Genomic DNA, 24,018 nt, shown 5'->3' with positions numbered 1-24,018 from the left:
GGCTCGCCGCGCAGCGGCGAGACGGGTGAGGGGTTCTGTCCGCAATCACGTTTCTGACATCTTGAACTCGCGGATGCATACCCCTCATCCGGCGCTCCACCTTCTCCCAAAAGGGGAGAAGGGAAGCAACGCACGCAGAGCCTTCCTCGAAATGTTCGTTCTGCATTTCACAGACGCAGCAACATCGACATTTCTATTTGCACCACCTCCCTTGCGCCGCGCCCCACTCCGTCAAAAATCACTCAGACGACCACATCGGGAGACCGGCCATGGGCCTGCAAGAAACAAAAATCGAATCGCTTCCCTTCGTCACAGCTGAACTCAACTACCTCGCGCCGGTATCCGGCAAGCCGCGCACTTATGCCTTCGATCCGCCGCCGGGCGAGCCGAAGAGCACCTCGCTGCCGGAGCCGCATCAGGTCCCGATTTTCGATGCGCGGCTGATTGCGGACAATGTCTCGCTCGATCGCGAAGGTTTTGCGCTGGTACGCCATCCCAACCAGGTGAAGGACTTTTACAACGACGAGGAAATCCGCACCGTCTACTACCCCGCCGTCGAGGCCTTCCTGCGCGCGACACTGAAGGCCGATCGCGTTTTCATCTTCGACCACACCGTGCGCAAGCGCGTCGAGGGTGCTCCGGATATTCGCGACGGTGGCCCACGCCAGCCCGCGACGCGCGTCCATGTCGACCAGACCGCCGTCTCCGGCGCCAACCGTGTACGCGAGCATCTGCCCGACGAAGCCGAGGAGCTGCTCAAGGGCCGCGTCCAGGTGATCAATCTCTGGCGGCCGATCCGCGGTCCCTTGCGCGATTCACCGCTCGCGATGGTCGATGGCACCACGGTTTCTCCCGACGATCTCGTCGCCTCAGACCTGATCTATCCCAATCGTCGCGGCGAAACCTATTCGGTAAAATACAATCCGAACCATCGCTGGTTCTATTTTCCGGAGATGACGGCGGATGAGGCGCTGCTGCTCAAATGCTATGATTCAGCAACCGACGGCCGCACCCGTTTCGCTCCGCACACCGCCTTCGTCGATCCGACCACGCCGGCCGATGCTGCGCCCCGCGAGAGCATCGAGGTGCGCACGCTGGTCTTTCACAAACAGTAACAATGTGTGATGGCACTGCCGGGCATCGCCCGGCAGTTCCCGGAACCAAGTGGAACCGGGCGGCGTTGGCGCGCGGGCCAGGGCCAATCGGGAGCGGTGCCGTGCGAGCGCAGCCGACACTATTGTATTGTCTGACCACTTTCTCGCTTTCTGCATTTTCCATCGCCCACGCCGAAAGCGGACTTGCCTCATATTACGGATACGGGAAGGCCGCGAGGAATGGCGAGCTGACCTGCGCGCACCGGACGCGTCCGTTCGGCAGCGTGCTCAGGGTGTCCTACAGCGGGCGGACGATTCAATGCCGCGTCAATGATCGCGGTCCCTTCATCCGCGGCCGCATCGTCGATCTCTCGGTGCCCGCCGCCCGCGCGCTCGGCATGATGAGCGCAGGCGTGGTGCGGGTCTCGGTGGAATAGGCTTGCAAGCGCGCTATAGTGCCGCCCAAAGCAAGGGGCGGGGAGCGCTATGGCAAGGATCAAGGTCGGACTCGTCGGCTGCGGCTTCGTGTCGGAGCTGCATATGCATGCGTTCCGGCGCGTCTACGGCGTCGACGTCGAGGTTGCGGCGGTCGCCGCGCGCGGCGATCGCGTCGTCGAGTTTGCCCGGCGTCATAACATCCCGCGGGCCTATCGCAGTTTCGCGGAATTGATCGCTGATCGCGCGCTCGAAGTCATCGACATCTGCACGCCGCCCAATCTTCATGCCGAGATGATCGTCGCCAGCATGCAAGCCGGCAAGCACGTCATCTGCGAAAAGCCGTTTGCCGGCTATTTCGGCCGTGAGGGCGACCAGCAGCCGATCGGCAAGCACGTGCCGAAGGCGCTGATGTACGAACGCGTGCTGGAGGAGATGGACGCCACCCGGGCCGCGATCGAGCGCACCGGAAAGCTCTTCATGTATGCCGAGGACTGGATCTACGCGCCGGCCGTGACCAAGACCGCCGAGATTCTCAAGGCGACCAAGGACAAGATCCTGTTCATGAAGGGCGAGGAGAGCCATTCCGGCTCGCACGCGGCGCATGCCGCGCAATGGGCGATGACCGGCGGCGGCTCGCTGATCCGGATGGGCTGCCATCCGCTCTCGGCCGTGCTCTATCTCAAGCAGGTCGAAGCGAAGGCGCGTGGCGAGACCATCAAGGTTGCAAGCGTCACCGGCGATGTCGGCAACGTCACGGCTGGTCTCAAGCCGGAGGAGCGGACCTACATCAAGGCCAATCCGGTCGATGTCGAGGATTGGGGCACGCTGACGGCGACCTTCTCCGACGGAACCAAGGCCACGGTGTTCTCCGGCGACATGATCATGGGCGGCGTGCGCAATCTGATCGAGACCTACACCAGCGGCGGCTCGTTGTTCGCCAACATCACCCCCAACACGCATCTGATGAGTTACCAGACCTCCGAGGAGAAACTCGCAGGCGTCTACATCACCGAGAAGGTCGACCGCAAAACCGGCTGGCAGTATGTCTGCCTCGAGGAGGAATGGACGCGTGGCTATCTCCAGGAGATTCAGGATTTCATGGAATGCGCCGCCACGGGACGCCAGCCGCTGTCGGACCTCGCGCTGGCCTATGAGACGATCAAGGTGAACTATGCCGGCTATTGGGCGGCGGAAGAGGGACGGCGCGTGGTGTTGTAGCGATTGGTTCGCTGAACTAGCTGCAATGTACACTGCGATCCTTCTCCCCTTGTGGGAGAAGGTGGCGCGATGCCGGATGAGGGGTTGTCTCCGCGAATTCGAGCGTGAGAGATTCACGTGCGGAGAGAGACCCCTCACCCGTCTCGCCGCTATCGCGGCGAGCCACCCTCTCCCACAAGGGGAGAGGGGAAGACGGCGCCGAAGTGCCGCGAGCTGTTTCAGCACATTCAGTGCTACGTCCCGTAGGTCGAGCCCTTCGGCAGCGGAAACACCGGATCCTGGGTGCGGATGTTGGTCGGCCACACCACCGAGATGTGCTCGCCCGCGTTCTGCATCACCACCGGCGTTGAGCGTTCGTTCTGGCCGGAGAGCGGCGTGCCCGGCGGGAAGAACTTGACGCCGTATCCCTGGATAGTGCCGCCGGCGGGGATGTCGACGTCGAGCGCGGCCTTGCGGATCGCTTCGGGCTCGAAGCTGCCGTACTTCTCTTTCGCCACCGGCAGCACGTTGTTGAGCAGCACCCAGGTCTGGTTGAAGCCCATCGAGCAGTGCGGCGGCACGTCGGTCGCGCCGGTCTTGGCCTGGTAGCGCGTAACCATGGTCTTGATGAGATCGCCTATGCCAGGCGCGAGCTTCGACGGATCGAGCAGTTGTGCCGGCACCGGATCGATGTTGCAGAAATTGTCGATGTCGGCGCCGAAGGTCGCGCGCAGCTTGTCCAGCTGGCTGTAACCGGCGCCGGCGCCGAACAGCATCTTGAAGCGCAGACCGCTCTCGCGCGCCTGGCGCAGGAACAGGGTGATGTCAGGGTTGTAGCCGGCATGCGAGATCACGTCGGCTTTGGCGCGCTTGATCTTGGTCACGAGCACCGAGAGATCGGGCGCCGCGGCCGAATAGCCTTCCTTCAACACGATCTGGAGCCCGGCCTCCCTGGCATAGGCCTCGTCCGCGGCGGCGACTCCGACGCCGTAAGGGCCATCCTCGTGGATCAGTGCGATCCGGACGTCCTTCGGCTCCATGCCGAGCTTCGCCTTGGCGTGCTCGCTCATGAAGCCGGCAAAGGCCTGGCCGTACTGGTCCGAGTGGATTTGCGCGCGAAACACATATTGCAGGTTCTTGTCCTTGAACACGGCCGTCGAGACCGCGGTTGTGATCCAGAGGATTTTCTTCTGCTGCTCGACCTTCGCGGCCATTGGCACCGCATGCGCGCTGGAATAGACGCCGTTGATGATGTCGATCTTCTCCTGGCTGATCAGCCGTTCGGCTTCGTTGATGGCGACATCAGCCTTGCTCTGGGAGTCGGCCGCAACCGGCACGATCTTGGTCTTGCCGCCGATGCCGCCCTTCTCGTTGACGAGATCGATGGCGATCTGGGCGCCGACCGAGGAGGCGACCGAGCCGCCGGCGGCAAATGGTCCGGTAAGATCGTAGATCAGGCCGATGCGCAAATTCTCGGCTTGCGCCTGGGCCCGGGTCCAATCGAGGCTGAGTGTGGCGGCGGCAGCCGCCGTACCCTTCAGCAGCTGCCTGCGTGAAGTCGGCATCCTATCCCTCCCTCCGAACCGTCGTTTGCGACTGGTTTTATGTTTTTTGGCGAGTATTTGGAGGGCGCTCGTGAAAGTCAACATGCACCGCACCAGGCAGATCGCGGCCGTGCGTGGATCAGATCGGCATTTTTCCCTGAGTATCATTCTTTTTGTGGAGCGCTCAGGAAGAGACCGCTCCGCTGTCCCTCACCACGGATCGTTCCGTTGCCTGCATCATGCGCGGACGCGAACATCCGCTTGTCGCGCGTGTGCTTTCAGCTTCGGCCCGACGCGACGTCGTCTCCCGCAATCGTGATGGTCTCGCTCCCGCGCGCTCGCCGCAGGCCAGGCTTACGACCGGCATTCGGCTTGTGCGCATCGGAGATTGCGTGCCATCCTAGCGGGGTAAAGTGCACGGGAAGCCCAATTCCCGGCTTGGCCATCGTGCCGCGTTAAGGGTCGAAACAAAAGCTCAGGGAGAAGAGACATGGTGTGGACGCTTCGTTTTGCGGGGCTCGCTTGCGTTGGCCTGTTGCTGTCCCCGGTCAGTGCCTTGGCAGGGCCGAAGGTCGTGTCCGGTCCGGGCGCCGATCCGGGTTGCTTCAAGCCCTGGTCCGCCCAAACCAAGTTCTTCCAGTGGGACAAGAAGCCTGGTCCCTACAAGATCGCGCTCGTCAACGGCTTCGTCGGCAACACCTGGCGCATCCAGATGGTGAAGACTGCAAAGGCCTTCGCCTCGCAGCCGGGCATCAAGGAGAACATCAAGGAGTTCAAGGTCGTCTCGACCGGAACCGATGTTGCAGCGCAACTCGGCGCGATGGAGGACTTCATCAATCAGGGTTTTGACGCCATCGTCACCATCGCGGTGGCCCCCGATGGCTTCGACCGTATTATCCGCCTCGCCGACAAGAACAATGTGGTCGTGGTGCCCTTCGACAACGTCCTCGACACCGACAAGGTGATGATGGTCAACGAGGACCAGAAGGAAATGGGCCGCATGTCGGCGAAGTGGCTCATCGATGAGAGCGGCAAGAAGGCGGGCGACATCCTCGAGGTCCGCGGCCTGCCGGGCAATTCGGTCGACCGGGACCGCCATCTCGGCTTCCGCGAGGTCATGGAAGCGCCGGGCAACAGCTTCAAGATCACCGAAGTGGTCGGCAATTGGGATACCGGCACCTCGCAGAAGGTGACGGCGGACGCGCTCGCGGTGCACGGCCATTTCGACGGCGTGTTCACGCAAGGCGGCTCCGACGGCACCGTGCAGGCGATGATGTCGGCAAAGCACCCGTTCGTCCCGATGTCGGGCGAGGGCGAGAACGAGTACCGCAAGCAGATCGCCGATCACGCCAAGGACGGGCTCAAAGGCATGTCCTATGGCCAGTCTCCGGCGCTGGTCGCCATTGCCACCAAGGCGGCGATCTCAGCGCTGCAGGGCAATGTGATGCCGCAGCTCATCTCGATCCCGATCCCGGTCGCGACCTACAAGGATCTGAAGCCCGGCACCAACTACTGGCCGGACCTCAACGCAAACTTCTTCGCACCGAACCAGTTCGCGCCCTGCGGCGTCAATTTCACGGCGCCGGAGATCATGTCGCAGAGCGAGAAGAACACCCAGTGAGCGCACCGGAGATGTTCCGGTTGCGGCCCGGCCTTGGCCGGGCCGCTGCTGCGTGAGCCCGCCATGCCGGACGCTACTCTAAGCCAATCCGCCTTCCTCACCCTGTCCGGAATCTCCAAGCGCTACGCCGGTGTGCGGGCGCTCGAAGGCGTCGACTTCGCATGCGAGCGCGGCAAGATCCACGCGGTGCTGGGCGAGAACGGCGCCGGCAAGTCGACGCTGATCAAGATCATCGCCGGCGTCGTCCAGCCCGACACCGGCACTATGCGGCTCGGCGGACACGATGTGAGCTTCGCGACACCGTCCGCCGCCAATGCAGCCGGCGTCGTCTGCATCTTCCAGGAATTGTCGCTGATGCCCGACCTCTCGGTCGCGGACAACATCTCGATCGCGTCGCCGCCGCGCCGCTTCGGCCTCATCGACGCGCGGGCGCAGCGCCGCCGCGCCGAGGAGCTGCTGGCCGAGATCGGATGCGAGGACGTCAATCCCCTGATGCGCGTGCGCGACCTGCCGCTGTCGCGCCGCCAGGTGGTGGAGATCGCCAAGGCGCTCGGCAAGAAGCCGCAGCTCTTGATCCTCGACGAAGCCACATCGGCCCTCACCAGTGCCGACGTCGAGAAGGTGTATGCCATGCTGGCACGGCTCAAGGCCGAGGGCGTTGCCATTCTCTACATCTCGCACCGGATGCACGAGGTCGAGGCGCTGGCCGACCGTGCTTCCGTGTTCCGCAACGGTCGTCATATCGAGACCTTCGACCAGGGCAGGAGGTCGACCGCCGATATCGTTCAGCTCATGATCGGGCGCGACATCGCCACCCAGTATCCGCCCAAGCCCGCACGCGGATCGACGAAGCCGGTGCTGACCATCGAGAACCTGAGCTGGGACAAGCGCCTGGATCGCATCTCGCTCCGCGTCGGCGCCGGCGAGATCATCGGCCTCGGCGGGCTGGATGGCCAAGGGCAAAAATCCTTGCTGCTCGCGCTGTTCGGCGTGCTGCGTGGCGTCTCCGGGCAAATCACCGTCGAAGGCCGCGAGGTGCGTCCGGGCTCGCCGGCGGCGGCGAAGTCGGTCGGCATCGCGCTCGTGCCGGAGGACCGCAAGACCGAAGGCCTGATGCTGCCGATGTCGATATCGGACAATCTGGTGATCGCCTCGCTCGACGCGATCTCGACCGGACCTCTGGTCGACCGCGCGCGCGAGACCGATGCGATCAAGCGCGCCATCGCGCGGCTGCAGATCAAGATCGGCGCGCCCGGCGACGCCGTCGCCACGCTCTCCGGCGGCAACCAGCAGAAGGTCGTTCTCGCCAAATGGCTGATGACCGATCCCAAGCTCATCCTGCTCAATGATCCCACGCGCGGCATCGACGTCGGCACCAAGCAGGAGCTTTACCGGCTGATGCGCGAGCTCGCCGACCAGGGCGCTGCCATCCTGTTCTACTCGACCGACTATGACGAGCTCATCGGCTGCTGCGACCGGGTGGCGATCATGTATGACGGGCGCATCGTGCGCGAGCTTGAAGGTGATGAGCTCACCGAGACCAACATCATTGCCAGCGCGTTGAACATCGACGCCGCGACGCCGGACACATCCGGAGCCGTCCATGCTTGACGATGTCGCCATCAGGATTCGCCAGAACATCGGCATCGTCACCGCCGTCCTGTTGTTCTCCATCCTTTATCTGCTCTACAACCTCGCCCACCCCAAGGGCTTCTCGTCGGCGGTTCTGGTGCAGAACGGCGACGAGATCTTTGCACTCGCCATGCTGGCGATGGCGCAGACCGTGCCGGTGCTGGCGTCGGGGCTGGATCTCTCCGTGGGCGCCGTCATGACCATGGTGGGGTGTTTCGCGAGCTATCTGCTCACGGGGGCTGCGGGCGGCAGCCCGTTGCATCTCGAGATCTTCGGCCTGCATCTCGGCCTTGGTATCTTTCCCGGCGGCGTGAGCGGCATCCTGCTCGGGATCGTCATCTGCCTTGCGACCGGCGCACTGGCCGGCTTCGTCAATGGCTGCGTCGTCGTTTATGGGCGCATCCAGCCGATCATTGCGACGCTTGCGACCGGGGCGGTCTATATCGGCATCGCGCTGTTCCTGCGGCCGACGCCGGGCGGCAAGATCGACGAGGATCTCAACTGGGCGCTGACCAACTCGCTCGGGGATTTCGCCGCGACCGTCCATATCTTCGATGATGGCGGAGCCGGCTGGTTTGCGCCGGTGGCTTGGATCCCGGTGCCGTTCGTGCTGCTCGTCCTGATCGCGCTCCTGGTCTGGGTGCCGTTCCGCCGCTCCGTGCTTGGCCGGGCCGTCTATGCGGTCGGCTCGGCCGAAGGCGCAGCCTACATGTCCGGCCTTCCGATCGAGCGTGCCAAGATCGCGGCCTTCACGCTCGCCGGCTTCTTCGCTGGCTGTGGCGGCCTGTTCCTCGCCATCCAGACGTCCTCAGGCAATGCCGACATCCCGCAGGCCGGCGCCTACACGCTCAACTCGATCGCCTCCGTCGTTATCGGAGGGACCTCGCTGCTCGGCGGGACCGGCAGCGCGATCGGCTCGATCTTCGGTGCGATGGTGCTGCGCGTCATCTCGTTCTTCTTCCGCATCTTCGACATCGCCCCGCTGTTGCAACCGCTGTTCGAGGGCCTGATCCTGCTGGCGGCGGTCAGCATCGGCGCGCTCGGCGTCCTGCGCGTCAAGAATACGCTGGAGCTGTTCCGATGAGTTCGGCCTCCCTCAGTCTCTCTCGCGATGACCGCCCGATCCTGATCGCGGCGCTGTTCATCCTCGTCATCCTGGTGGCGGGGACGATCTATACTTTTGCGCGCTTCGGCAGTGCGCCGCTGCTGTCACCGGCCTATTTGCTGCAGCAGCTCCAGATCGGCGCCTTCCTCGGCATCGTGGCCGCCGGGATGATGCTGGTGATCCTGATCGCCCAGATCGACCTGTCGGTGCCGTGGACGCTCGCCGCGGCCGCGATGATGGCGACAACGATCGGCGGGCCGCTCGCAATTCCGGTCGGGCTCGGGGTCGGACTCGTGGTCGGTCTCGTCAACGGCATCGGGGTTGCTTACCTGCGCGTGCCCTCGATGATCTTCACGCTTGGCGTCAACGCGGTGATGCGCGGCCTGATGGTCGCCCATACCGGCGGCTACGCGCCGCAGACCGGCGCCACCGACCTGATGCGGATGCTCGCCGGCGACCGCACGCTCGGCATTCCCAACGCCTTGTTCGTCTGGATCGCCGTGTCGGTGCTCGTCACGATTGTTCTGCAGCGCACGACGCTCGGCCGCTACGTCTATGCCATCGGCAACAAGGAGGCGGCCGCGTATCTGGCCGGCGTCGACACCCGCCGCATCACCGTGATCTGCTTCGTTCTGTGCGGTGTCGCAGCCGCGCTCGCCGGCGTTCTGCTCGCCGGCTACTCCACCAAGGCGTATCAGGGCATGGGGGATGCCTATTTGCTGCCGTCGATCGCGGCGGTCGTGATCGGCGGCACCAACATCCTCGGCGGCCGCGGCCGCTATCTCGGGACGCTGATCGGCGTCGTGCTGATCGTGCTTCTCAACAGCGTGCTGTCGATCATGGACATGCCCGAGGCCGGCCGCCAGGTGATCTACGGCCTCGTCATCATCTTCATGCTGCTGGTCTATGGGCGCGGCGAACGCGTTACGAGTTGACGCGGCGCGCCTCTTTGGTTGCGATCGCGCCCCTACACCGCCGCCCGTGTATTGAGGTAGATCGAATACAGCGAGGTCTGTCCGCAGATGTAGAGGCGGTTGCGGCGCGGGCCGCCGAAGCAGACATTGGCGACGATCTCGCCGATCGGGACCGTACCGAGATGCGTGCCATCCGGCGCATAGCAGAACACGCTGCGCCCCGCCGACGTCCAGATGTTGCCATGGATGTCGCAGCGGAAGCCGTCATAGAGCCCGTCCGGGCAGGTGGCAAACAGCGAGGCTTCCCCGACTGTTTGCCCCTTGACCTGATAAGACCAGATCGTCGGCGGCAGCCCGCGGACATGAGTCGCGCCGGTGTCGGCGACATAGAGTCGGGTTTCGTCCGGCGAGAAGGCTAGCCCGTTGGGCTGCACCCGGTCGGAGACGACGCGCGTGATGACGCCGGAGCTGCCGTCGATCCGGTAGACGTTGGAGGCGCCGATCTCGGACGGACTTTGCTGCCCTTCATAGTCGCTGTCGATGCCGTAAGTCGGATCGGAGAACCAGATCGAATGATCTGACTTCACCACGACGTCGTTGGGCGAATTCAGCCGGCGGCCCTCGAACGCATCCGCCAGCACGGTGATCGAGCCATCGTGCTCGGTGCGGGTGACGCGCCGCATGAAATGCTCGCAACTGACCAGCCGCCCCTGGCGATCGGTGGTGTTGCCGTTTGAATTGAAGCTCGGCGCGCGGAACACCGACACCGATCCGTCGGTCTCGTCGAAACGCATCATCCGGTTGTTCGGAATGTCGGACCAGATCAGGTAGCGCCCGGCCGGAAAATAGGCGGGGCCTTCGGCCCAGCGGCAACCGCTGGTGAGTTTCTCGAGATTGACATGGCCGATGACGAGCCGCTCGAAGCGAAGGTCGTGCGCGACATAAGGGAGCATGGGTCCTCCTTGATGGCCGCAGATTCTTGGAGTTGCCTGCGTGCACCCTTACTGTGAGCGACCCTGCCGAATTTGCAAGCGGGCTTCACTTCAGGGGCGCATCGAGCGAGAGATGAAATGCCCGGGACATCTAGCGCGAAGACGCGCTTCTGCCCGGGCATCACATCGTTGCGGTGGCCTTGTTCCGCTTTCTTACTGCGACAGCTTCACAAAATTCGGAAACTTCAGCTTGCCTTCCGCGATCTTCTCCGGCCAGACCACGACCTGCTTCTGGTCCTGCCATTGGAAGACGAGGCCGGTCACGGCGCCCGCGCCGGACTTGATACCGTGGGTGAACTCGTCGTCCTTGCCGTAGAACTTGATCTGGCCGATCGTGCCCTCGAAGTCGGTCTTCTCCATCTCGGCGACCATCTTGTCGGGATCGGTCGAGCCGGCGCGCTTGATGGCGTCGGTGATGATGTAGACCTCGTCATAGGCGGTGTAGCCGGTATAGGCCGGCGGCGTGCCGAACTTGGCGGCGAAGGCCGCCGCGAACGGCTTCGTCTTGGATGTGACGGCAACATCGGGCGTTGCGACGGCCAGTGACGGCACGCCGTCGGCAGCACCATTGGTATCCTTCCAGAAGGTCGGGCTCAGCGCCTGCGCGCTGATGCCGAACATCGGGATCGGCACCTGCTGGTTCTTCCACTGCACCGTCGGCTGCACGCCGACATGCGAGATGCCGGTGACGATCACATCAGGCTTCTTGCCTTCGATGTTGTTGAAGATCGGCGTGAAGTCGGTGGTATCGGGCGAGAAGCGCACATGCTCGACCACCTTCAGCCCGGCCTTGGGCAGGCAGGCCTCGTAGCCGACATCGAGCGGCTTGGTCCAGGCGGCGTCCTCGCTCATGATCGCGACCGTCTTGAACTTGAGCTTGTCGACGAGGAGATCCTTCGCCGCGTCGCAGACGATCTGCGCTTGCGCGGCCGAGGTCAGATAACCATGGAAGGTGTACTTGTTCTTCTCATAGTCGTTGTGGATCGCCTTGGTGATCTCGTTCGAGGCGGCGCCGGGCGTGATCAGCGGCATCTTCAGGCGCGCCGCCCAGGGCTCGAGCGCCAGCACGACCTCGCTGATATAGCTCGCGATCACCGCGGAGACCTTGTCCTCGCTCACCGCGCGCTGGAAGGCTCGTACCGAGTCGGCCGAGGAGCTCTTGTTGTCATAGGTGACGATCTCGACCTTGCGGCCGAGGATGCCACCCTTGGCGTTGATCTCGTCGGCGGCGATCTGCGCGCCGCCCGGTGTCGCAGCACCCGCGATCGACTGCACCTCGGCGATGACGCCAATCTTGATCGGGTCGCCCGATTGCGCATAGGCGGGGGCGGCGAGGCAGAGCGCCAGCGTGGAGGTGAGGAGGCCAGAGCTCAAGATGCTCGATGATCGCATGGTCGTTTCCCTTTCGCTTGTTTGTTGTTGATATGCGCGAGCTAAAGAAAATCGGCGCCGGCCTCGGCGGCGAAGCGGCCGGGATCGCCCTCCCAGACGATCCTTGCGTGCTCCAGCACATAGACGCGGTCGGCATGAGGCAGCGCGAAGGTCACATTCTGCTCACCGAGCAGCACCGTGATCGACGTGGTCTGCCGCAGCTTTTCCAGCGCCTTGGACAACAGCTCGAGGATGACGGGTGCGAGGCCCAGCGTCGGCTCGTCCAGGATCAGGATCTGCGGCTGCATCATCAGCGCGCGTCCGATCGCGAGCATCTGCTGCTCGCCGCCGGACAGCGTCTGCGCCAGCTGGCCCTGGCGCTCCTTCAGGATCGGGAATAGCTCGAACAGCCAGGCGAGCTGCGCGGCGCGCTTGTCATCGGTGAGATGTTGCCCGCCGAGATCGAGGTTTTCGCGCACACTCATCTCGCCGAACAGTTCGCGTGATTCCGGACATTGCACGAGGCCGCTGCGGGCGATCTTGGCCGGGCTGGTGCCGCGGAGCTTTTCGCCGCCGCGGATGATCTCGCCGCTATAGGGCAAGAAGCCGGAGATGGTGTTGAACAGCGTGGTCTTGCCGGCGCCGTTGAGGCCGACAACCGAGACGAACTCGCCTTCATGGATGTGGATCGAGACATTCTCCAGCGCCTGCGCCTTGCCGTAATGGACGCTGACATTCTCGACCTGGAGCAGCGGCACCTTGTCCTTGAAGCCGGTCTCGGGCCGTGCATGGGTCGCGATGGCGCCGCCGAGATAGACCCGGCGCACGGTCTCATTCTTCATGACGTCGTCGGCCTTGCCGGTGACGATTTCCTCGCCGAGATACATCGCGAGCACGCGGTCGACCAGCGCCGCGACGCTCTTGACGTTGTGGTCGACCAGCATCACCGCGCGGCCCTCGTCGCGAAAGCTGCGGATCAGGTCGGAGAAGACATCGACCTCGGCGCGGGTCAATCCGGCGAAGGGCTCGTCGACCAGCACCACTTTTGGGTCACGCGCGATTGCCTTGGCGAGTTCGAGCCGGCGCAAATCGGCGAAGGGCAGCGTCGGCGGCCGGCGGTTCATGACGTTGCCGAGCCCGACGCGATCGGCGATCCATTTGGCGCGATCGAGCAGCGCCTTGTCCGGAAACAGCATGAACAGGCTGTCCGGCAACAGCGCCACCATGATGTTCTCCAGCACCGTCTGCCGGTTCAGCGGCCGCGAATGCTGGAACACCATGCCGAAGCCTTTGCGCGCGATCCTGTGCGCGGGCAGGCCGGCGACATTCTCGCCCTCGAACACGACTTCGCCCGCGGTCGGGCGCTCGATGCCCATCACGCTCTTCATCGCGGTGGATTTGCCCGAGCCGTTCGGCCCGATCAGGCCAAAGATCTCGCCGCTGTTGACCTCGAAGCCGAGGTTCTTCACCGCCGTCAATCCGCCGAAGCGTTTGGTCAGGCCGCGGACTTCGAGCACGGGCCGGTTTGAAAGCCTCTGGTCCATTACGAGCGAGCCTCGCGCGAGAGGGCTGCTCCGAGGAAGCCGCCGGGGAAGAACAGCACGACGAGCAGCGCCACCGCCGAGACGATGAAGGTCGCGAGCTCGCCGGTCGGGCGCAGGAATTCGCCGGCGACGATCAGGAAGATCGCGCCGAGTGCGGCGCCGAGCACGGTGCGGCGGCCGCCGAGCACAGCCGACACGATCACGTTGACGCCGACCGCGACGTCGACGACGGTGCCGACCGAGGCGGTGCCGAAGTAGAACACCAGCAACGCGCCTGACAGGCCTGAGAAGAACGCGCTGACGATGAAGGCGGCGAGCTTGTGCTTGACGATGTTGAAACCGAGCGCGCCGGCCTGCACCGGATCCTGACCGCTGGCTTGCAGCACGAGCCCAACCGGCGATTGCGACAGGCCATAGAGGATCGCCGCCGAGATCGTCATGAAGCCGAGCGCGATCCAGTAATTGGCGCCGGCGCTGATGGTGATGACGTCGGGGATGGTCAGCCCGATCTCGCCGCCGGTGAGGTCGGCGAACACGACGATGAAGTTCTGCAGCATCAGGACCGCGACCAGCGTGGTCAGGCCGAAATACGGCCCGCGCACGCGCAGCGCCGGCAGCGCCAGCACGAGGCCGGCGATGACGGAGGCGAGCGCGCCCAGCACGATGCAGAGATAGACCGACCAGCCGAACTGGGCATTGAGGATGCCGGCAGTGTAGGCGCCGACGCCGATCAGGAAGGTCGGTCCGAAATTGACCTCGCCCGCGAAGCCGAACAGCAGGTCCCAGGCCATCGCGAACACCCCGAAATAAAATGCGACGGTGAGGAGCCCGAGCACGTAGCCGGAGACATAGAGCGGCAGCGTGGCTGCGATGATCACGAGCGCCAGCGAGACGAAGAACAGGCGCGAGGTAAAGAAGCCCGCCATCTCAGCGCCTCCCCAGCAGGCCCTGGGGCCGGATATACATCACGAACACGAGCAGCAGCAGCGCCGGAATGGTGCGGTAGGCCGGCGAGACCAGATAGGCCGTCAGCGTCTCGAGATAGCCGACCACGAAGGCCGCGATCAGCGAGCCGGAGACGCTGCCGAGGCCGCCGAGCACGACGATCGAGAATGCGCTCGCGGTCAGCGGACCCACGCTGTAGGAGCTCACCCCTAAGAACATGCCTAGCAGCACGCCGGCGATGCCGGCGAGGATGCCGTAGATCGCCCACACCACGATGTAGATGTTGGTGAGCTCGAGCCCGAGCAGGGTGACGCCGCGCGGGTTCATCGAGGCCGCCAGCACCGCCTTGCCAGTGCGGGTGCGGTTCACCAGCAGCCACAGCAGCGCGATGACGAGGCAGCACACGATCGCGGTAAAGATCTCGTTCTTCGGCGTGCGGACGCCGAGGATCTCGACGACGCCCTCGACGATCGGCAGCACGGTCTTGGCGTTGTTGGTGAAGAAATAGGCGATCAGCTCCTGGATCATGATGCCCCAGAGCAGCGTTCCCGTGAGGACGAAGATCTCCTTCTCCTCGTTCGGGATGCGCCGGGAATCCTGGATCGGCTTCACCACCGCAAAGTAGGTGGCGAACGCCGCGAGCAGGGCGACGCCCACCCCGATCAGCGCGCCGGCATAGGTGCCGACATTGAGCACGCTGGCGGCGGCCCAGGCCGCCACCGCTGCCGCCACCATGATGGCACCGTGGGAGAGATTGAGCACGCCCGAGACGCCGAAGATCAGTGTGAAGCCGGTGGCGCCGAGAGCGTAGAGAGCGCTGATGGCAAAGCCATCGATCAGAATCTGGAAAGCTCGCATCTATGATTGGCCAGGAGTCTCACTAGAGGAAAAGGTGCTGCGGAGGGCCGCAAGTGGAAGCTCCCGGGAAGTGATCCCGGGAGCATGTCGGATCAGTTGCTGAGCTTGATGAAGCTCGGGAACTTGATGTCGACCTTGGCGACGTCCTTGGGCCAGACCGCGCTCTGCTTGCCGTCCTGCCATTGCAGCATCAGACCGGTGATAAGGCCCTTGCCGTATTTGATCGAATGCGTGAACGGATCGTCCTTGCCGTAGAACTGGACGCGGCCGATCGTACCTTCCCAGTCGGTCTTCTCCAGCGCCTCGACCAGCTTGTCGGCATCGGTCGAGCCGGCGCGCTTCACGGCGTCGGCGATGTAATAGACCTCGTCATAGGCGGTGTAGCCGGCATAGGAGGGATAGTTGCCGAACTTCTTCTTGAAGTTCTCCGCGAACGGCACCGACTTCGGCGTCACCGCGACGCCGGGCCCGGAGACACCCTGATAGAGCACGCCTTCGGCGGCCTGGTTGGTGTCCTTGCCGAAGGTTTCGTTGGTCGCCTGCGAGGAGATGCCGAACATCGGGATCGGCACCTGCTGATTCTTCCATTGCACCGTCGGCTGCACCCCGACATGCGAGATGCCGGTGATGATCACGTCGGGCTTGGCGCCCTCGATCTTGTTGAAGATCGGCGTGAAGTCGGTGGTATCGGGCGAGAAGCGGATGTGGTCGAGCACCTTCAGCCCGATCTTGGGCAGGCATTCCTCGTAGCCGACATCGAGCGGCTTGGTCCAGGCGGCGTCCTCGCTCATGATGACCGCCGTCTTCATGTGCATCTTGTCGACGAGCAGGTCCTTGGCGCCGTCGCAGACCGAGAGCGCCAATGCCGCCGAGGTCAGATAGCCGTGGAAGGTGTACTTGTTCTTCTCGTAGTCGGCGTGGACGCTCTTGCTGATCTCGTTGGAGGCGGCACCCGGCGTGACGAACGGCGTCTTCAGCCGCGAAGCCCAGGGCTCCAGCGCCAGCACCACTTCGCTGATATAGCTGGCGATGACCGCGTTGACCTTGTCCTCGTTCACCGCGCGCTGGAACGCGCGCACCGAATCTGCCGAGGAGGAGTGATTGTCGTAGCCGATGATCTCGATCTTGCGGCCGTCGACGCCGCCATTGGCGTTGATCTCGTCGGCGGCGAGCTGCGCCGCCTGCGGGATCGATGCGCCGGCGATCGCCTGCGCTTCCGCGATCACGCCGATCCTGATCGGATCGGCCGCAAAAGCCGGGCCTGACGCTGCCAATAATGCGCCGATGGCGACCGCACCAAGTGCACTTCGCAATGCACCAGAGAGTGCTTTATTCATGTTGTTCTCTCCCTTGAACCAAGCTTCTTTGAGCTATTGGGCGGGACTATAACGACGAGAGAATCCCCGGCAAGTGAAACTGTATTCAGGATTGTACGTTGGGGACTAAAGTCTAGCGCTTGCGCAAATATCGGGCAGAGCGGATCGATATTCCGCACGCAGGCATGCAGATTTCGGCGGCGGGCATGCATGAGCATTCGAGGCTACAAGAAAGGGTAGCTGAGCTGCTTAGCGCGCTTGCAGCAGCGATGGATCGAGCGGCACGAGCCGGGCGGGATCGAACGGCGCGAGATCCACCTGACGCGTTCCGCCTTCGGCGATGAGCTGCGCCATGGCCTCGGCGGTCGCGGGCGCATTCAGGATGCCCCACACATTATGTCCGGTCGCGACGTAGAGACCGTCGCTCTGCGGCACTGGGCCGATCAGCGGAAGGCCGTCCTCGGTCACCGGACGGAAGCAGGCCTGCTGAGCGATGATCTTGTCAGGGCGAAACAGCGGCGACAGCCGCTCCGACATGGCTTGCAGGCGCGCAATCGCATCGCGGTCCGGCGTCACGGCCGCCGGATCGAGCGGCAGCGGCGCGATGTCGGACAGCGCCGTGATATGCGTGCTGCCGTCGGCGCGTGGAAAGACCTCGATCGACACGGCGCCGCCATCCGTCTCGCATTCCAGGAACAACGCATCGGCCGGCACGTTGGAGCCGAGGTCGTAGACGATGCTCGGGCTGCGCTGGCCATAGACAGCGGGCAGGCTCATCCATTGCGCCGCGAGCAGCGACCATGGTCCCATCGCGATCACGACGGCATCCGCTTCGATGATGCTGCCTTCGACCTCGACACCTTTCGCGCGCGTCCCATGCGGATCGCGAACGATGCCGGTGACGCGGCCGGGGCGAAGCTCGGCGCCTTGCGCGAGCGCCGCCGTCATCACGGCCGACGTGAACTTTTGCGGGTGAACGATCGCGGTCGTCTCGGTCGTGCCGATGCGCTGTGCGATCACGACGCCATCGCTGAGCCAGCCGAGTGCGGATGGCGCAGTCCGCCGCGGATCGCCATCGGACGCCACGTAGCCGCCATATGCGCTCATCGGGCGGTAGCCCCAATCGCCCGCGATCTCTTCCGGCAGTTGCGCGTGAAGCGCAAAGCTGCGCCGCGCCAGCGCATCGAGCGGCGTGCCCGCACACCAGTCACATGCCAGAAAACCGCCGGCCTTGCCGGAGGCCGCGGCCGCCACTTCCGTCCGTTCGACGACGATGACATCGACGCCGAGGCGGCGGAGGAAATAAGCTGTGCAGACCCCGATCACGCCGCCGCCGCAGATCACAACGCGCATGGCTTTATCCCTGACCTGGGGCCTACCGTTGAGGAGACAACCTAGCTCGAATAGCCGCGTTCCAGGGCATGACACTGCTGGTATCGCTCCAGCGCCAGATGGACGAGGCGCGTCAGCAGCTCTCCATACGGCACGCCCGAGGCCTCCATCATCTTCGGATACATGCTGATCGACGTGAAGCCGGGCAGGGTGTTGATCTCGTTGAAGCAGAATTCGCCGGTTTGCCGGTCGAGAAAGAAATCGACCCGCGCGAGGTCGCTGCATTCGAGGGCCGCGAACACTTGCACCGCGAGCGCGCGCACGCGCTCCATCTGCGCCGGGTCGAGCCTGGCCGGAAGATCGACGCGGGCGCCGTCGGGGTCGAGATATTTGGCCTCGTACGAATAGAATTCGTGATGGGCGTTCGGATTGAGCTCGCTGGCGACGCTCGCAAACAGCGTCTCGCCATCGAGCACCGCGACCTCGATTTCGCGCGCGTCGATGCCCTGTTCGACCAGCACCTTGACGTCATAGCGAAACGCATCATCGAGCGCCGTGCCGAGTTCATCCCAGGTCTTGACCTTGTGAATGCCGACACTGGAGCCCATGTTGCACGGCTTGACGAACACCGGGAGGCTCAGCCCCTCGACCGCCTTGGCGAGAGACGCCGCGCGGTCCGCAGCGAAGGCCCTGCGGGTGAGCACGCGATAGGGCGCGACCGGAACGCCGGCGAATTCCGCGAGCCGCTTGGCGACGTCCTTGTCCATGCTGACGGCGGAGGCGAGAACGCCCGACCCGACATAGGCGACCTCGGCCAGCTCCAAAAGGCCCTGCATGGTGCCGTCCTCGCAAAGCGGACCGTGCATGACCGGAAACACGACGTCGATCTCGATCGGGCCGGTTGCGCCTTCGGCAATCGGCATGAGAACGCCGCGTCCATCGGCTCCTCGGGCGAGCCGCATCTCGGGCGCATCGGGCAGGATCGGCAAGGCCGCCTGCGCCGGATCGATTCCAGCAAGATCGTTCCACTGCCACCGGCCGGTCTTGTCGATGGAGACCGGGATCACCTCGAAGCGCGCGCGGTCGAGATGCCTGAGCACGGAGGCCGCCGATTTCAGCGAGACCTCATGCTCACCGGACCTGCCGCCATAGAGAACAACGACGCGAATTTTGTCTGCCATGGCTCAATTATCACGCGCCCTGTCTGGAAGTCACGTGTTGCCTGCGGAGACTAGATCGACCTGGATGCCAAAAGTTCTCGGGCGCGATCGAGATCGGCCAGCGTGTCCACACCCAACGGCTCCGTCTGGATCACCTTCGCATCCATCCGCATGCCGTGCTCGATCGCTCTGAGCTGTTCAAGGCTTTCGCGCTGCTCGAGGGCGCCGCGTGCGAGGCTGACATATTTCGTCAGCGCCTCGCGTCGATAGGTGTACATGCCGACGTGATGATAGTGCTTCCCCGCTCCTGAGGGGATCACGGCCCGGCTGAAGTAAACCGCGCGACCGATGGTTTCTCCCGGGTGGATCGCAAGGGCGATCTTCACAACGCTCGGTGCCTGAAGCTCGATCGGATCCTCGATCTCGGTGGCCAGCGTGGCAATTGAACAATCGGCATGCCGGGCCAACGGCTCCATGGTCGCACGTATCGTCGCCGGATCAATGGTCGGCAGGTCACCCTGAAGGACAACGACGACATCGTATGCCGCTTCCGCGTCGATCAACTGCAGTGCCGCGTGCGCACGATCCGACCCCGTCGGGAGGGTTGGGTCGGTCAGGACGGCCCGGCCGCCCAAATCGTCGATGACCTCCAGGATGGCTTGATCGCCGCAGGCAACGACGACGGGGCCGATATCGGCCTCGAGACCTCTTCGCCAGACGTGGACGATCATTGGCTGACCGTTGATATCCGTCAGCGCCTTGCCTGGGAGCCTGGTCGAACCGAGCCGGGTGGGTATGATCACGATCGGACGCATCGAAACCTTCCGCTTCCTGAATGGGCAACGTAGCGCGCATGTTTGAGGCGCCAGCGGGCACGCTGGCGCCTCGTCGCAATTCAGCTCACGCCTGCTCAGCCCGGCCCCGCACCTTGCGTCGCGGTGAACACCGCGTAGAGCGACTGGCTCGCGGCCATGAACAGGCGGTTGCGCTTCGGTCCGCCGAAGCAGATGTTGCCGCAGACTTCCGGCAGTCGAATGCGGCCGAGCAGCTTGCCCTCCGGCGACCACACCGTCACGCCGTTATAGCCGACCGCGCGACCGGCATTGCTGGAAGCCCAGACATTGCCGTTGACGTCGCACCGCACGCCGTCGGGTCCGCACTTCACGCCGTCGATCACGCAATCGGAGAAGCTCTTCAGGTTGGACAGCTTGTTGTCGCTGCCGACATCGAACACGAAAATCTCGCCCTTGCCGCCGGGGCCGGTGTCGCCCGGTCCCTTGCCGGTCGACACGACGTAGAGCTTCTTGAAGTCGGGCGAGAAGCACAGGCCGTTCGGATCGGGCACCTGCTCCTCGGTGACGACGAGATCGACACGGCCGCTTGGATCGATGCGATAGCAATTGGTCGGCAGCTCGCGCTTGCCAGGTGTAAAGCCGGCCGGCTGTCCGATCCGCGGGTTGAGCTTGCCGGGCGCATTGCTCGGTCCGCCCGCCGCATCGGGCTCACCTTCATAGAGCTGGCCGCCATAGGGCGGATCGGTGAACCAGTAGCTGCCGTCGGGATGCGCGACGACATCGTTCGGCGAGTTCAGCCTCTTGCCGTTGTAATTGTCGCACAGCACGGTGGCGGTGCCGTCATGCTCGTAGCGCGTCACCCGCCGGGTCAGATGCTCGCAGGAGAGCTGACGGCCCTGGAAGTCGAACGAGTTGCCGTTGGAATTGTTGGAGGGCGCCCGGAATACGCTGACGCGGCCGTCGTCCTCGCTCCAGCGCATCTGCCTGTTGTTGGGAATGTCGCTCCAGAGCAGATAGCGGCCTTGCGCGCTCCATGCCGGACCTTCAGCCCAGAGCACGCCGGTGTAGAGCCGCTTGATCGCGGTGTTGGGTTGCGCGAGATCGTTGAAGGACGGATCGACCGCGATGATATCGGGGTCCCAGAAATAGGTGGTCGGTGCGCCGCGGGGGCCGAAGTCGCGCGGCGGTGTGGTGATCGTCGTCGGCGGGGCGGCAGGTCCGGTCTGGGCCAGCGCGGCGCCCGTTCCGGCGATCGTGGCCGCGGCACCGAGCGCAAGTCCCTGCACCAGCGTTCGTCGTGAAAGCGCAACATCCTGCTCACGCTGCTGTTGGCGTGTCATTCGCGTCCTCCCGGGTCATGTTCAGCTAGCCGGTTGATCCGGCCGAGCAAGTGCAAGGTTAGTCCCATTCATCCCCGGTTGCGAGGGCGGCCAGGAATATGTGTGAACCGCTGTTCGGCCCGGTGTGACGCGACAATTCGCGTGCCTTCGGGGAATTAACCGAGCCCCAGTTTGGGCCCCGTCAAGCCTTGACGTCGCCTCTATTGCTGCGCAGAAAACCTTGGGAGAAAGGCCGCAGCAAATGGTGCAGGGTATCATTACATTGATCGTGTTGCTCGGGATCGCGTATGCGGCCGGCTATTTCACGCGCGATTTCCAGTCCCGCAAACGGCGTGCATCGGCTCGCCGCTCGGGCGGCTATAGGCAACCGGACTGGCTTAGCCCCACCGTTCCCGCCAACACCAACGAAACTCCGTCCCCCGCCCTCGGTGAACTCGGCCAGATGCTGGATCGCTGGGAAAGCAGGGCCCGCTCGCGTCGTACGGGGTAGCTTTCCAGAGACAACAAGCTCGACCGTCATCCTTGCGTGACCGCGACGCGGTTGTCGCTGGAGGTATGCGCCCTAACGATGATGGTGAGCATGGCCCGCACTCACAAAAGCAATTCCGGCATTGCGAGCGAAGCGAGGCAATCCAGACCGCCCGTCGCGGAAAGACTCTGGATTGCTTCGCTTCGCTCGCAATGACGTTGAGGAAGTTGCGCGCAACACCTCCTATCGTCGTCCTCCCGAAAGCAGGACTGACTATCCAAGGCAGAAGTTTGGTGAAGACCGGTCGTTCAGACCGTCAGCCATCGATAGACCTTCGCGGCATGTTCCTGGCTTTCGCCGGGATGACACCGTGAAGCGGTGGGTCACCCATGCTGACCATCTTTTGGCGTTGCAGTTGCGGTCATTTCTCGTCTAGAAACGACGCACTGAGCCTCCCGGCAACCAACCGTCAACGGTTTTGCCCGAGGATTTGGGGCTCAAAAGGGTCTGGCAATGCTGATTCGCGGCCAAATCGATGGGATTTCGAGGGAGGTGGCTCTGGCCGCCGCCACGATCCCGGCCGCGCTGCTGCCCACCCTCCTGATCGGCGGGCTTCTTCTTACTTGCCCCTGAGGGCCGGCTGGGCGCCACGCGCCTGGGCGCTCAGGGGTTGGTCGAGATCACCGGACACCTCAAGCGCCCAGCAGACTGTCGGCGCGAAAGCTCAAAAGGAAATTTGATAATGGCCCCCGCGAACAAGTCCGATAAGGACCGCGTCATCATTTTCGACACCACACTGCGCGACGGCGAGCAGTGCCCCGGCGCCACCATGACCTTCGAGGAGAAGCTCGAGGTCGCGGAGCTGCTGGATGATATGGGCGTCGACGTCATCGAAGCCGGCTTCCCCATCACCTCCGAAGGCGACTTCCAGGCGGTGAGCGAGATCGCCCGCCGCTCCAAGAACGCCGTGATCGCCGGCCTGTCGCGTGCGCACCCGGCCGACATCGACCGCTGCGCTGAAGCCGTGAAATTTGCGAAACGCGGCCGCGTTCACACCGTGATCGCGACCTCGCCTTTGCATATGCGGGTGAAGTTGAACAAGACCCCGGAGCAGGTGCTCGAGACCTCGGTCGCGATGGTCGCGCGCGCCCGCAACCAGATCGACGACGTCGAATGGTCGGCCGAGGACGGCACCCGCAGCGAGATGGATTATCTGTGCCGCATCGTCGAAGCCGTCATCAAGGCCGGCGCCACCACGGTGAACATCCCCGATACCGTCGGTTACACCACGCCCGACGAATACACCCACTTCATGAAGACGCTGATCGAGCGCGTGCCGAACTCCGACAAGGCGGTGTTCTCCGTGCACTGCCATAACGACCTCGGCATGGCCGTGGCGAACTCGCTGGCCGGCGTGGTCGGCGGCGCGCGCCAGGTCGAGTGCACCATCAACGGCATCGGCGAGCGCGCCGGCAACGCGGCGCTCGAAGAGATCGTGATGGCGATCAACGTCCGCAACGACAAATTCCCGTTCTGGAACAAGATCGACACTACGCAGCTGACCCGCGCCTCGAAGGTGGTGTCGGCGGCGACCTCGTTCCCGGTGCAGTACAACAAGGCCATCGTCGGCCGGAACGCGTTCGCGCATGAGAGCGGCATTCACCAGGACGGCGTGCTGAAGGACGCCTCGACCTACGAGATCATGCGGCCCGAAATGGTCGGCCTGAAGCAATCCTCGCTGGTGCTCGGCAAGCATTCCGGACGCCATGCCTTCGTGCACAAGCTGGAGGAGATGGGCTACAAGCTCGGTCCGAACCAGCTGGAAGATGCGTTCACGCGGATGAAGGCGCTCGCCGACCGCAAGAAGGACATCTACGACGAGGACATCGAGGCGCTGGTCGACGAGGAGATGGCGGCGTCGCACGACCGCATTAAGCTGACCTCGCTGACCGTGATCGCCGGCACCCATGGCCCGCAGCGCGCGACCATGAAGCTCGACGTCGACGGCCAGATCAAGATCGAGGAGGCCGAGGGCAACGGTCCTGTCGATGCCGTGTTCAACTGCATCAAGCGCCTGGTGCCGCACGAAGCCAAGCTCGAGCTGTACCAGGTCCACGCGGTGACCGAAGGCACCGACGCGCAGGCGGAAGTGTCGGTGCGGCTGTCGCATGAGGGACGTGCGATGACGGCGCGGGCGGCGGATCCGGATACGCTGGTGGCGTCCGCAAAAGCCTATCTCGGCGCGCTCAACAAGATCGTCATGAAGCGCCAGCGCGACACCGTGACGACGGCCGCGGCAAGCTGATGCTGCTGTCTTCGCCTCTCCCGCTTGCGGGAGAGGCCGACACGCGA

Annotated in this window: 19 protein-coding genes; 8 read left to right on the top strand and 11 right to left on the bottom strand. The window is 64.0% G+C overall.

Features of this window, described 5'->3' with window-relative positions:
* Positions 1 to 269 precede the first annotated feature (269 nt).
* From ABID59_RS10890 to ABID59_RS10880, 3 genes are all read left to right on the top strand, one after another.
* A complete protein-coding gene (locus ABID59_RS10890) occupies positions 270 to 1,115 on the top strand; it encodes a CmcJ/NvfI family oxidoreductase (RefSeq protein WP_148753078.1) in 846 nt (281 codons plus the stop codon).
* Positions 1,116 to 1,216: 101 nt separating this feature from the next.
* Positions 1,217 to 1,531: a septal ring lytic transglycosylase RlpA family protein gene (locus ABID59_RS10885; RefSeq protein ID WP_148753077.1), complete on the top strand. Its 315-nt coding sequence runs from the start codon at positions 1,217 to 1,219 to the stop codon at positions 1,529 to 1,531.
* A gap of 49 nt (positions 1,532 to 1,580) precedes the next feature.
* Positions 1,581 to 2,750 carry a Gfo/Idh/MocA family protein gene (locus tag ABID59_RS10880; RefSeq protein ID WP_354083387.1) on the top strand — a complete coding sequence of 390 codons (1,170 nt, stop codon included), beginning with the start codon at positions 1,581 to 1,583 and terminating at the stop codon, positions 2,748 to 2,750.
* A gap of 233 nt (positions 2,751 to 2,983) precedes the next feature.
* Here ABID59_RS10880 and ABID59_RS10875 read toward each other — a convergent pair whose 3' ends face one another.
* The gene (locus ABID59_RS10875) at positions 2,984 to 4,294 is read right to left on the bottom strand and encodes an ABC transporter substrate-binding protein (protein ID WP_354083386.1); all 1,311 of its coding nucleotides are present in this window, start codon (positions 4,292 to 4,294) and stop codon (positions 2,984 to 2,986) included.
* 469 nt (positions 4,295 to 4,763) lie between these two features.
* Here ABID59_RS10875 and ABID59_RS10870 point away from each other — a divergent pair, with 469 nt between their 5' ends.
* From ABID59_RS10870 to ABID59_RS10855, 4 genes are all read left to right on the top strand, one after another.
* The gene (locus ABID59_RS10870) at positions 4,764 to 5,894 is read left to right on the top strand and encodes a sugar ABC transporter substrate-binding protein (protein WP_148755974.1); all 1,131 of its coding nucleotides are present in this window, start codon (positions 4,764 to 4,766) and stop codon (positions 5,892 to 5,894) included.
* Positions 5,895 to 5,957: 63 nt separating this feature from the next.
* Complete coding sequence (locus tag ABID59_RS10865; protein WP_354083385.1) at positions 5,958 to 7,505, top strand: sugar ABC transporter ATP-binding protein; 1,548 nt, start codon at positions 5,958 to 5,960, stop codon at positions 7,503 to 7,505.
* On the top strand, positions 7,498 to 8,610 hold the full coding sequence (locus ABID59_RS10860) for an ABC transporter permease (protein ID WP_148755976.1): 1,113 nt from the start codon (positions 7,498 to 7,500) through the stop codon (positions 8,608 to 8,610). Before ABID59_RS10865 ends, ABID59_RS10860 begins: the two co-directional genes overlap by 8 nt.
* Positions 8,607 to 9,566 (top strand): ABC transporter permease, encoded by a 960-nt coding sequence (locus ABID59_RS10855; protein ID WP_354083384.1) that lies wholly within the window; start codon positions 8,607 to 8,609, stop codon positions 9,564 to 9,566. The genes ABID59_RS10860 and ABID59_RS10855 overlap by 4 nt, the downstream gene beginning before the upstream one ends.
* A gap of 32 nt (positions 9,567 to 9,598) precedes the next feature.
* Here ABID59_RS10855 and ABID59_RS10850 read toward each other — a convergent pair whose 3' ends face one another.
* The 10 genes from ABID59_RS10850 to ABID59_RS10805 form a co-directional block, all read right to left on the bottom strand.
* Positions 9,599 to 10,498, bottom strand: a complete 900-nt coding sequence (locus ABID59_RS10850; RefSeq protein WP_354083383.1) for an SMP-30/gluconolactonase/LRE family protein — start codon at positions 10,496 to 10,498, stop codon at positions 9,599 to 9,601.
* Positions 10,499 to 10,690: 192 nt separating this feature from the next.
* Positions 10,691 to 11,929 (bottom strand): ABC transporter substrate-binding protein, encoded by a 1,239-nt coding sequence (locus ABID59_RS10845; RefSeq protein WP_354083382.1) that lies wholly within the window; start codon positions 11,927 to 11,929, stop codon positions 10,691 to 10,693.
* A gap of 41 nt (positions 11,930 to 11,970) precedes the next feature.
* Positions 11,971 to 13,452, bottom strand: a complete 1,482-nt coding sequence (locus ABID59_RS10840) for an ATP-binding cassette domain-containing protein (protein ID WP_148755980.1) — start codon at positions 13,450 to 13,452, stop codon at positions 11,971 to 11,973.
* Complete coding sequence (locus ABID59_RS10835; RefSeq protein ID WP_148755981.1) at positions 13,452 to 14,378, bottom strand: branched-chain amino acid ABC transporter permease; 927 nt, start codon at positions 14,376 to 14,378, stop codon at positions 13,452 to 13,454. The genes ABID59_RS10840 and ABID59_RS10835 overlap by 1 nt, the downstream gene beginning before the upstream one ends.
* A gap of 1 nt (position 14,379) precedes the next feature.
* A complete protein-coding gene (locus ABID59_RS10830; RefSeq protein WP_354035330.1) occupies positions 14,380 to 15,255 on the bottom strand; it encodes a branched-chain amino acid ABC transporter permease in 876 nt (291 codons plus the stop codon).
* Positions 15,256 to 15,347: 92 nt separating this feature from the next.
* Complete coding sequence (locus ABID59_RS10825) at positions 15,348 to 16,592, bottom strand: ABC transporter substrate-binding protein (RefSeq protein WP_354035332.1); 1,245 nt, start codon at positions 16,590 to 16,592, stop codon at positions 15,348 to 15,350.
* A 228-nt stretch (positions 16,593 to 16,820) separates the two neighbouring features.
* Complete coding sequence (locus tag ABID59_RS10820) at positions 16,821 to 17,999, bottom strand: NAD(P)/FAD-dependent oxidoreductase (protein ID WP_354083381.1); 1,179 nt, start codon at positions 17,997 to 17,999, stop codon at positions 16,821 to 16,823.
* On the bottom strand, positions 17,966 to 19,084 hold the full coding sequence (locus ABID59_RS10815) for a D-alanine--D-alanine ligase family protein (RefSeq protein ID WP_354083380.1): 1,119 nt from the start codon (positions 19,082 to 19,084) through the stop codon (positions 17,966 to 17,968). Before ABID59_RS10815 ends, ABID59_RS10820 begins: the two co-directional genes overlap by 34 nt.
* Before the next feature lie 50 nt (positions 19,085 to 19,134).
* Entirely contained in the window at positions 19,135 to 19,878 is a 744-nt protein-coding gene (locus ABID59_RS10810; protein ID WP_354083379.1) for a 3-deoxy-manno-octulosonate cytidylyltransferase, read from the bottom strand.
* A 95-nt stretch (positions 19,879 to 19,973) separates the two neighbouring features.
* Positions 19,974 to 21,197, bottom strand: coding sequence for an SMP-30/gluconolactonase/LRE family protein (locus ABID59_RS10805; RefSeq protein WP_354083378.1), 1,224 nt, complete (start codon positions 21,195 to 21,197; stop codon positions 19,974 to 19,976).
* Positions 21,198 to 22,408: 1,211 nt separating this feature from the next.
* Here ABID59_RS10805 and ABID59_RS10800 point away from each other — a divergent pair.
* Positions 22,409 to 23,971, top strand: coding sequence for a 2-isopropylmalate synthase (locus ABID59_RS10800; protein ID WP_148755988.1), 1,563 nt, complete (start codon positions 22,409 to 22,411; stop codon positions 23,969 to 23,971).
* Positions 23,972 to 24,018: the final 47 nt, after the last annotated feature.

It is taken from the genome of Bradyrhizobium sp. S3.3.6 (genome assembly GCF_040546905.1).
Taxonomy (GTDB): Bacteria; Pseudomonadota; Alphaproteobacteria; order Rhizobiales; family Xanthobacteraceae; genus Bradyrhizobium; species Bradyrhizobium cytisi.
Note: the sequence above shows the minus strand (reverse complement) of the source record. Positions and strands in the feature narration are given on the sequence as shown.

Excerpts from the sequence above, each read along its gene's own strand:
- ABID59_RS10890 (WP_148753078.1), top strand. The coding sequence starts at position 270 with ATGGGCCTGCAAGAAACAAAAATCGAATCGCTTCCCTTCGTCACAGCT.
- ABID59_RS10880 (WP_354083387.1), top strand. The coding sequence starts at position 1,581 with ATGGCAAGGATCAAGGTCGGACTCGTCGGCTGCGGCTTCGTGTCGGAG.
- ABID59_RS10875 (WP_354083386.1), bottom strand. The coding sequence starts at position 4,294 with ATGCCGACTTCACGCAGGCAGCTGCTGAAGGGTACGGCGGCTGCCGCC.
- ABID59_RS10870 (WP_148755974.1), top strand. The coding sequence starts at position 4,764 with ATGGTGTGGACGCTTCGTTTTGCGGGGCTCGCTTGCGTTGGCCTGTTG.
- ABID59_RS10865 (WP_354083385.1), top strand. The coding sequence starts at position 5,958 with ATGCCGGACGCTACTCTAAGCCAATCCGCCTTCCTCACCCTGTCCGGA.
- ABID59_RS10860 (WP_148755976.1), top strand. The coding sequence starts at position 7,498 with ATGCTTGACGATGTCGCCATCAGGATTCGCCAGAACATCGGCATCGTC.
- ABID59_RS10855 (WP_354083384.1), top strand. The coding sequence starts at position 8,607 with ATGAGTTCGGCCTCCCTCAGTCTCTCTCGCGATGACCGCCCGATCCTG.
- ABID59_RS10850 (WP_354083383.1), bottom strand. The coding sequence starts at position 10,498 with ATGCTCCCTTATGTCGCGCACGACCTTCGCTTCGAGCGGCTCGTCATC.
- ABID59_RS10845 (WP_354083382.1), bottom strand. The coding sequence starts at position 11,929 with ATGCGATCATCGAGCATCTTGAGCTCTGGCCTCCTCACCTCCACGCTG.
- ABID59_RS10840 (WP_148755980.1), bottom strand. The coding sequence starts at position 13,452 with ATGGACCAGAGGCTTTCAAACCGGCCCGTGCTCGAAGTCCGCGGCCTG.
- ABID59_RS10835 (WP_148755981.1), bottom strand. The coding sequence starts at position 14,378 with ATGGCGGGCTTCTTTACCTCGCGCCTGTTCTTCGTCTCGCTGGCGCTC.
- ABID59_RS10830 (WP_354035330.1), bottom strand. The coding sequence starts at position 15,255 with ATGCGAGCTTTCCAGATTCTGATCGATGGCTTTGCCATCAGCGCTCTC.
- ABID59_RS10825 (WP_354035332.1), bottom strand. The coding sequence starts at position 16,592 with ATGAATAAAGCACTCTCTGGTGCATTGCGAAGTGCACTTGGTGCGGTC.
- ABID59_RS10815 (WP_354083380.1), bottom strand. The coding sequence starts at position 19,084 with ATGGCAGACAAAATTCGCGTCGTTGTTCTCTATGGCGGCAGGTCCGGT.
- ABID59_RS10810 (WP_354083379.1), bottom strand. The coding sequence starts at position 19,878 with ATGCGTCCGATCGTGATCATACCCACCCGGCTCGGTTCGACCAGGCTC.
- ABID59_RS10805 (WP_354083378.1), bottom strand. The coding sequence starts at position 21,197 with ATGACACGCCAACAGCAGCGTGAGCAGGATGTTGCGCTTTCACGACGA.
- ABID59_RS10800 (WP_148755988.1), top strand. The coding sequence starts at position 22,409 with ATGGCCCCCGCGAACAAGTCCGATAAGGACCGCGTCATCATTTTCGAC.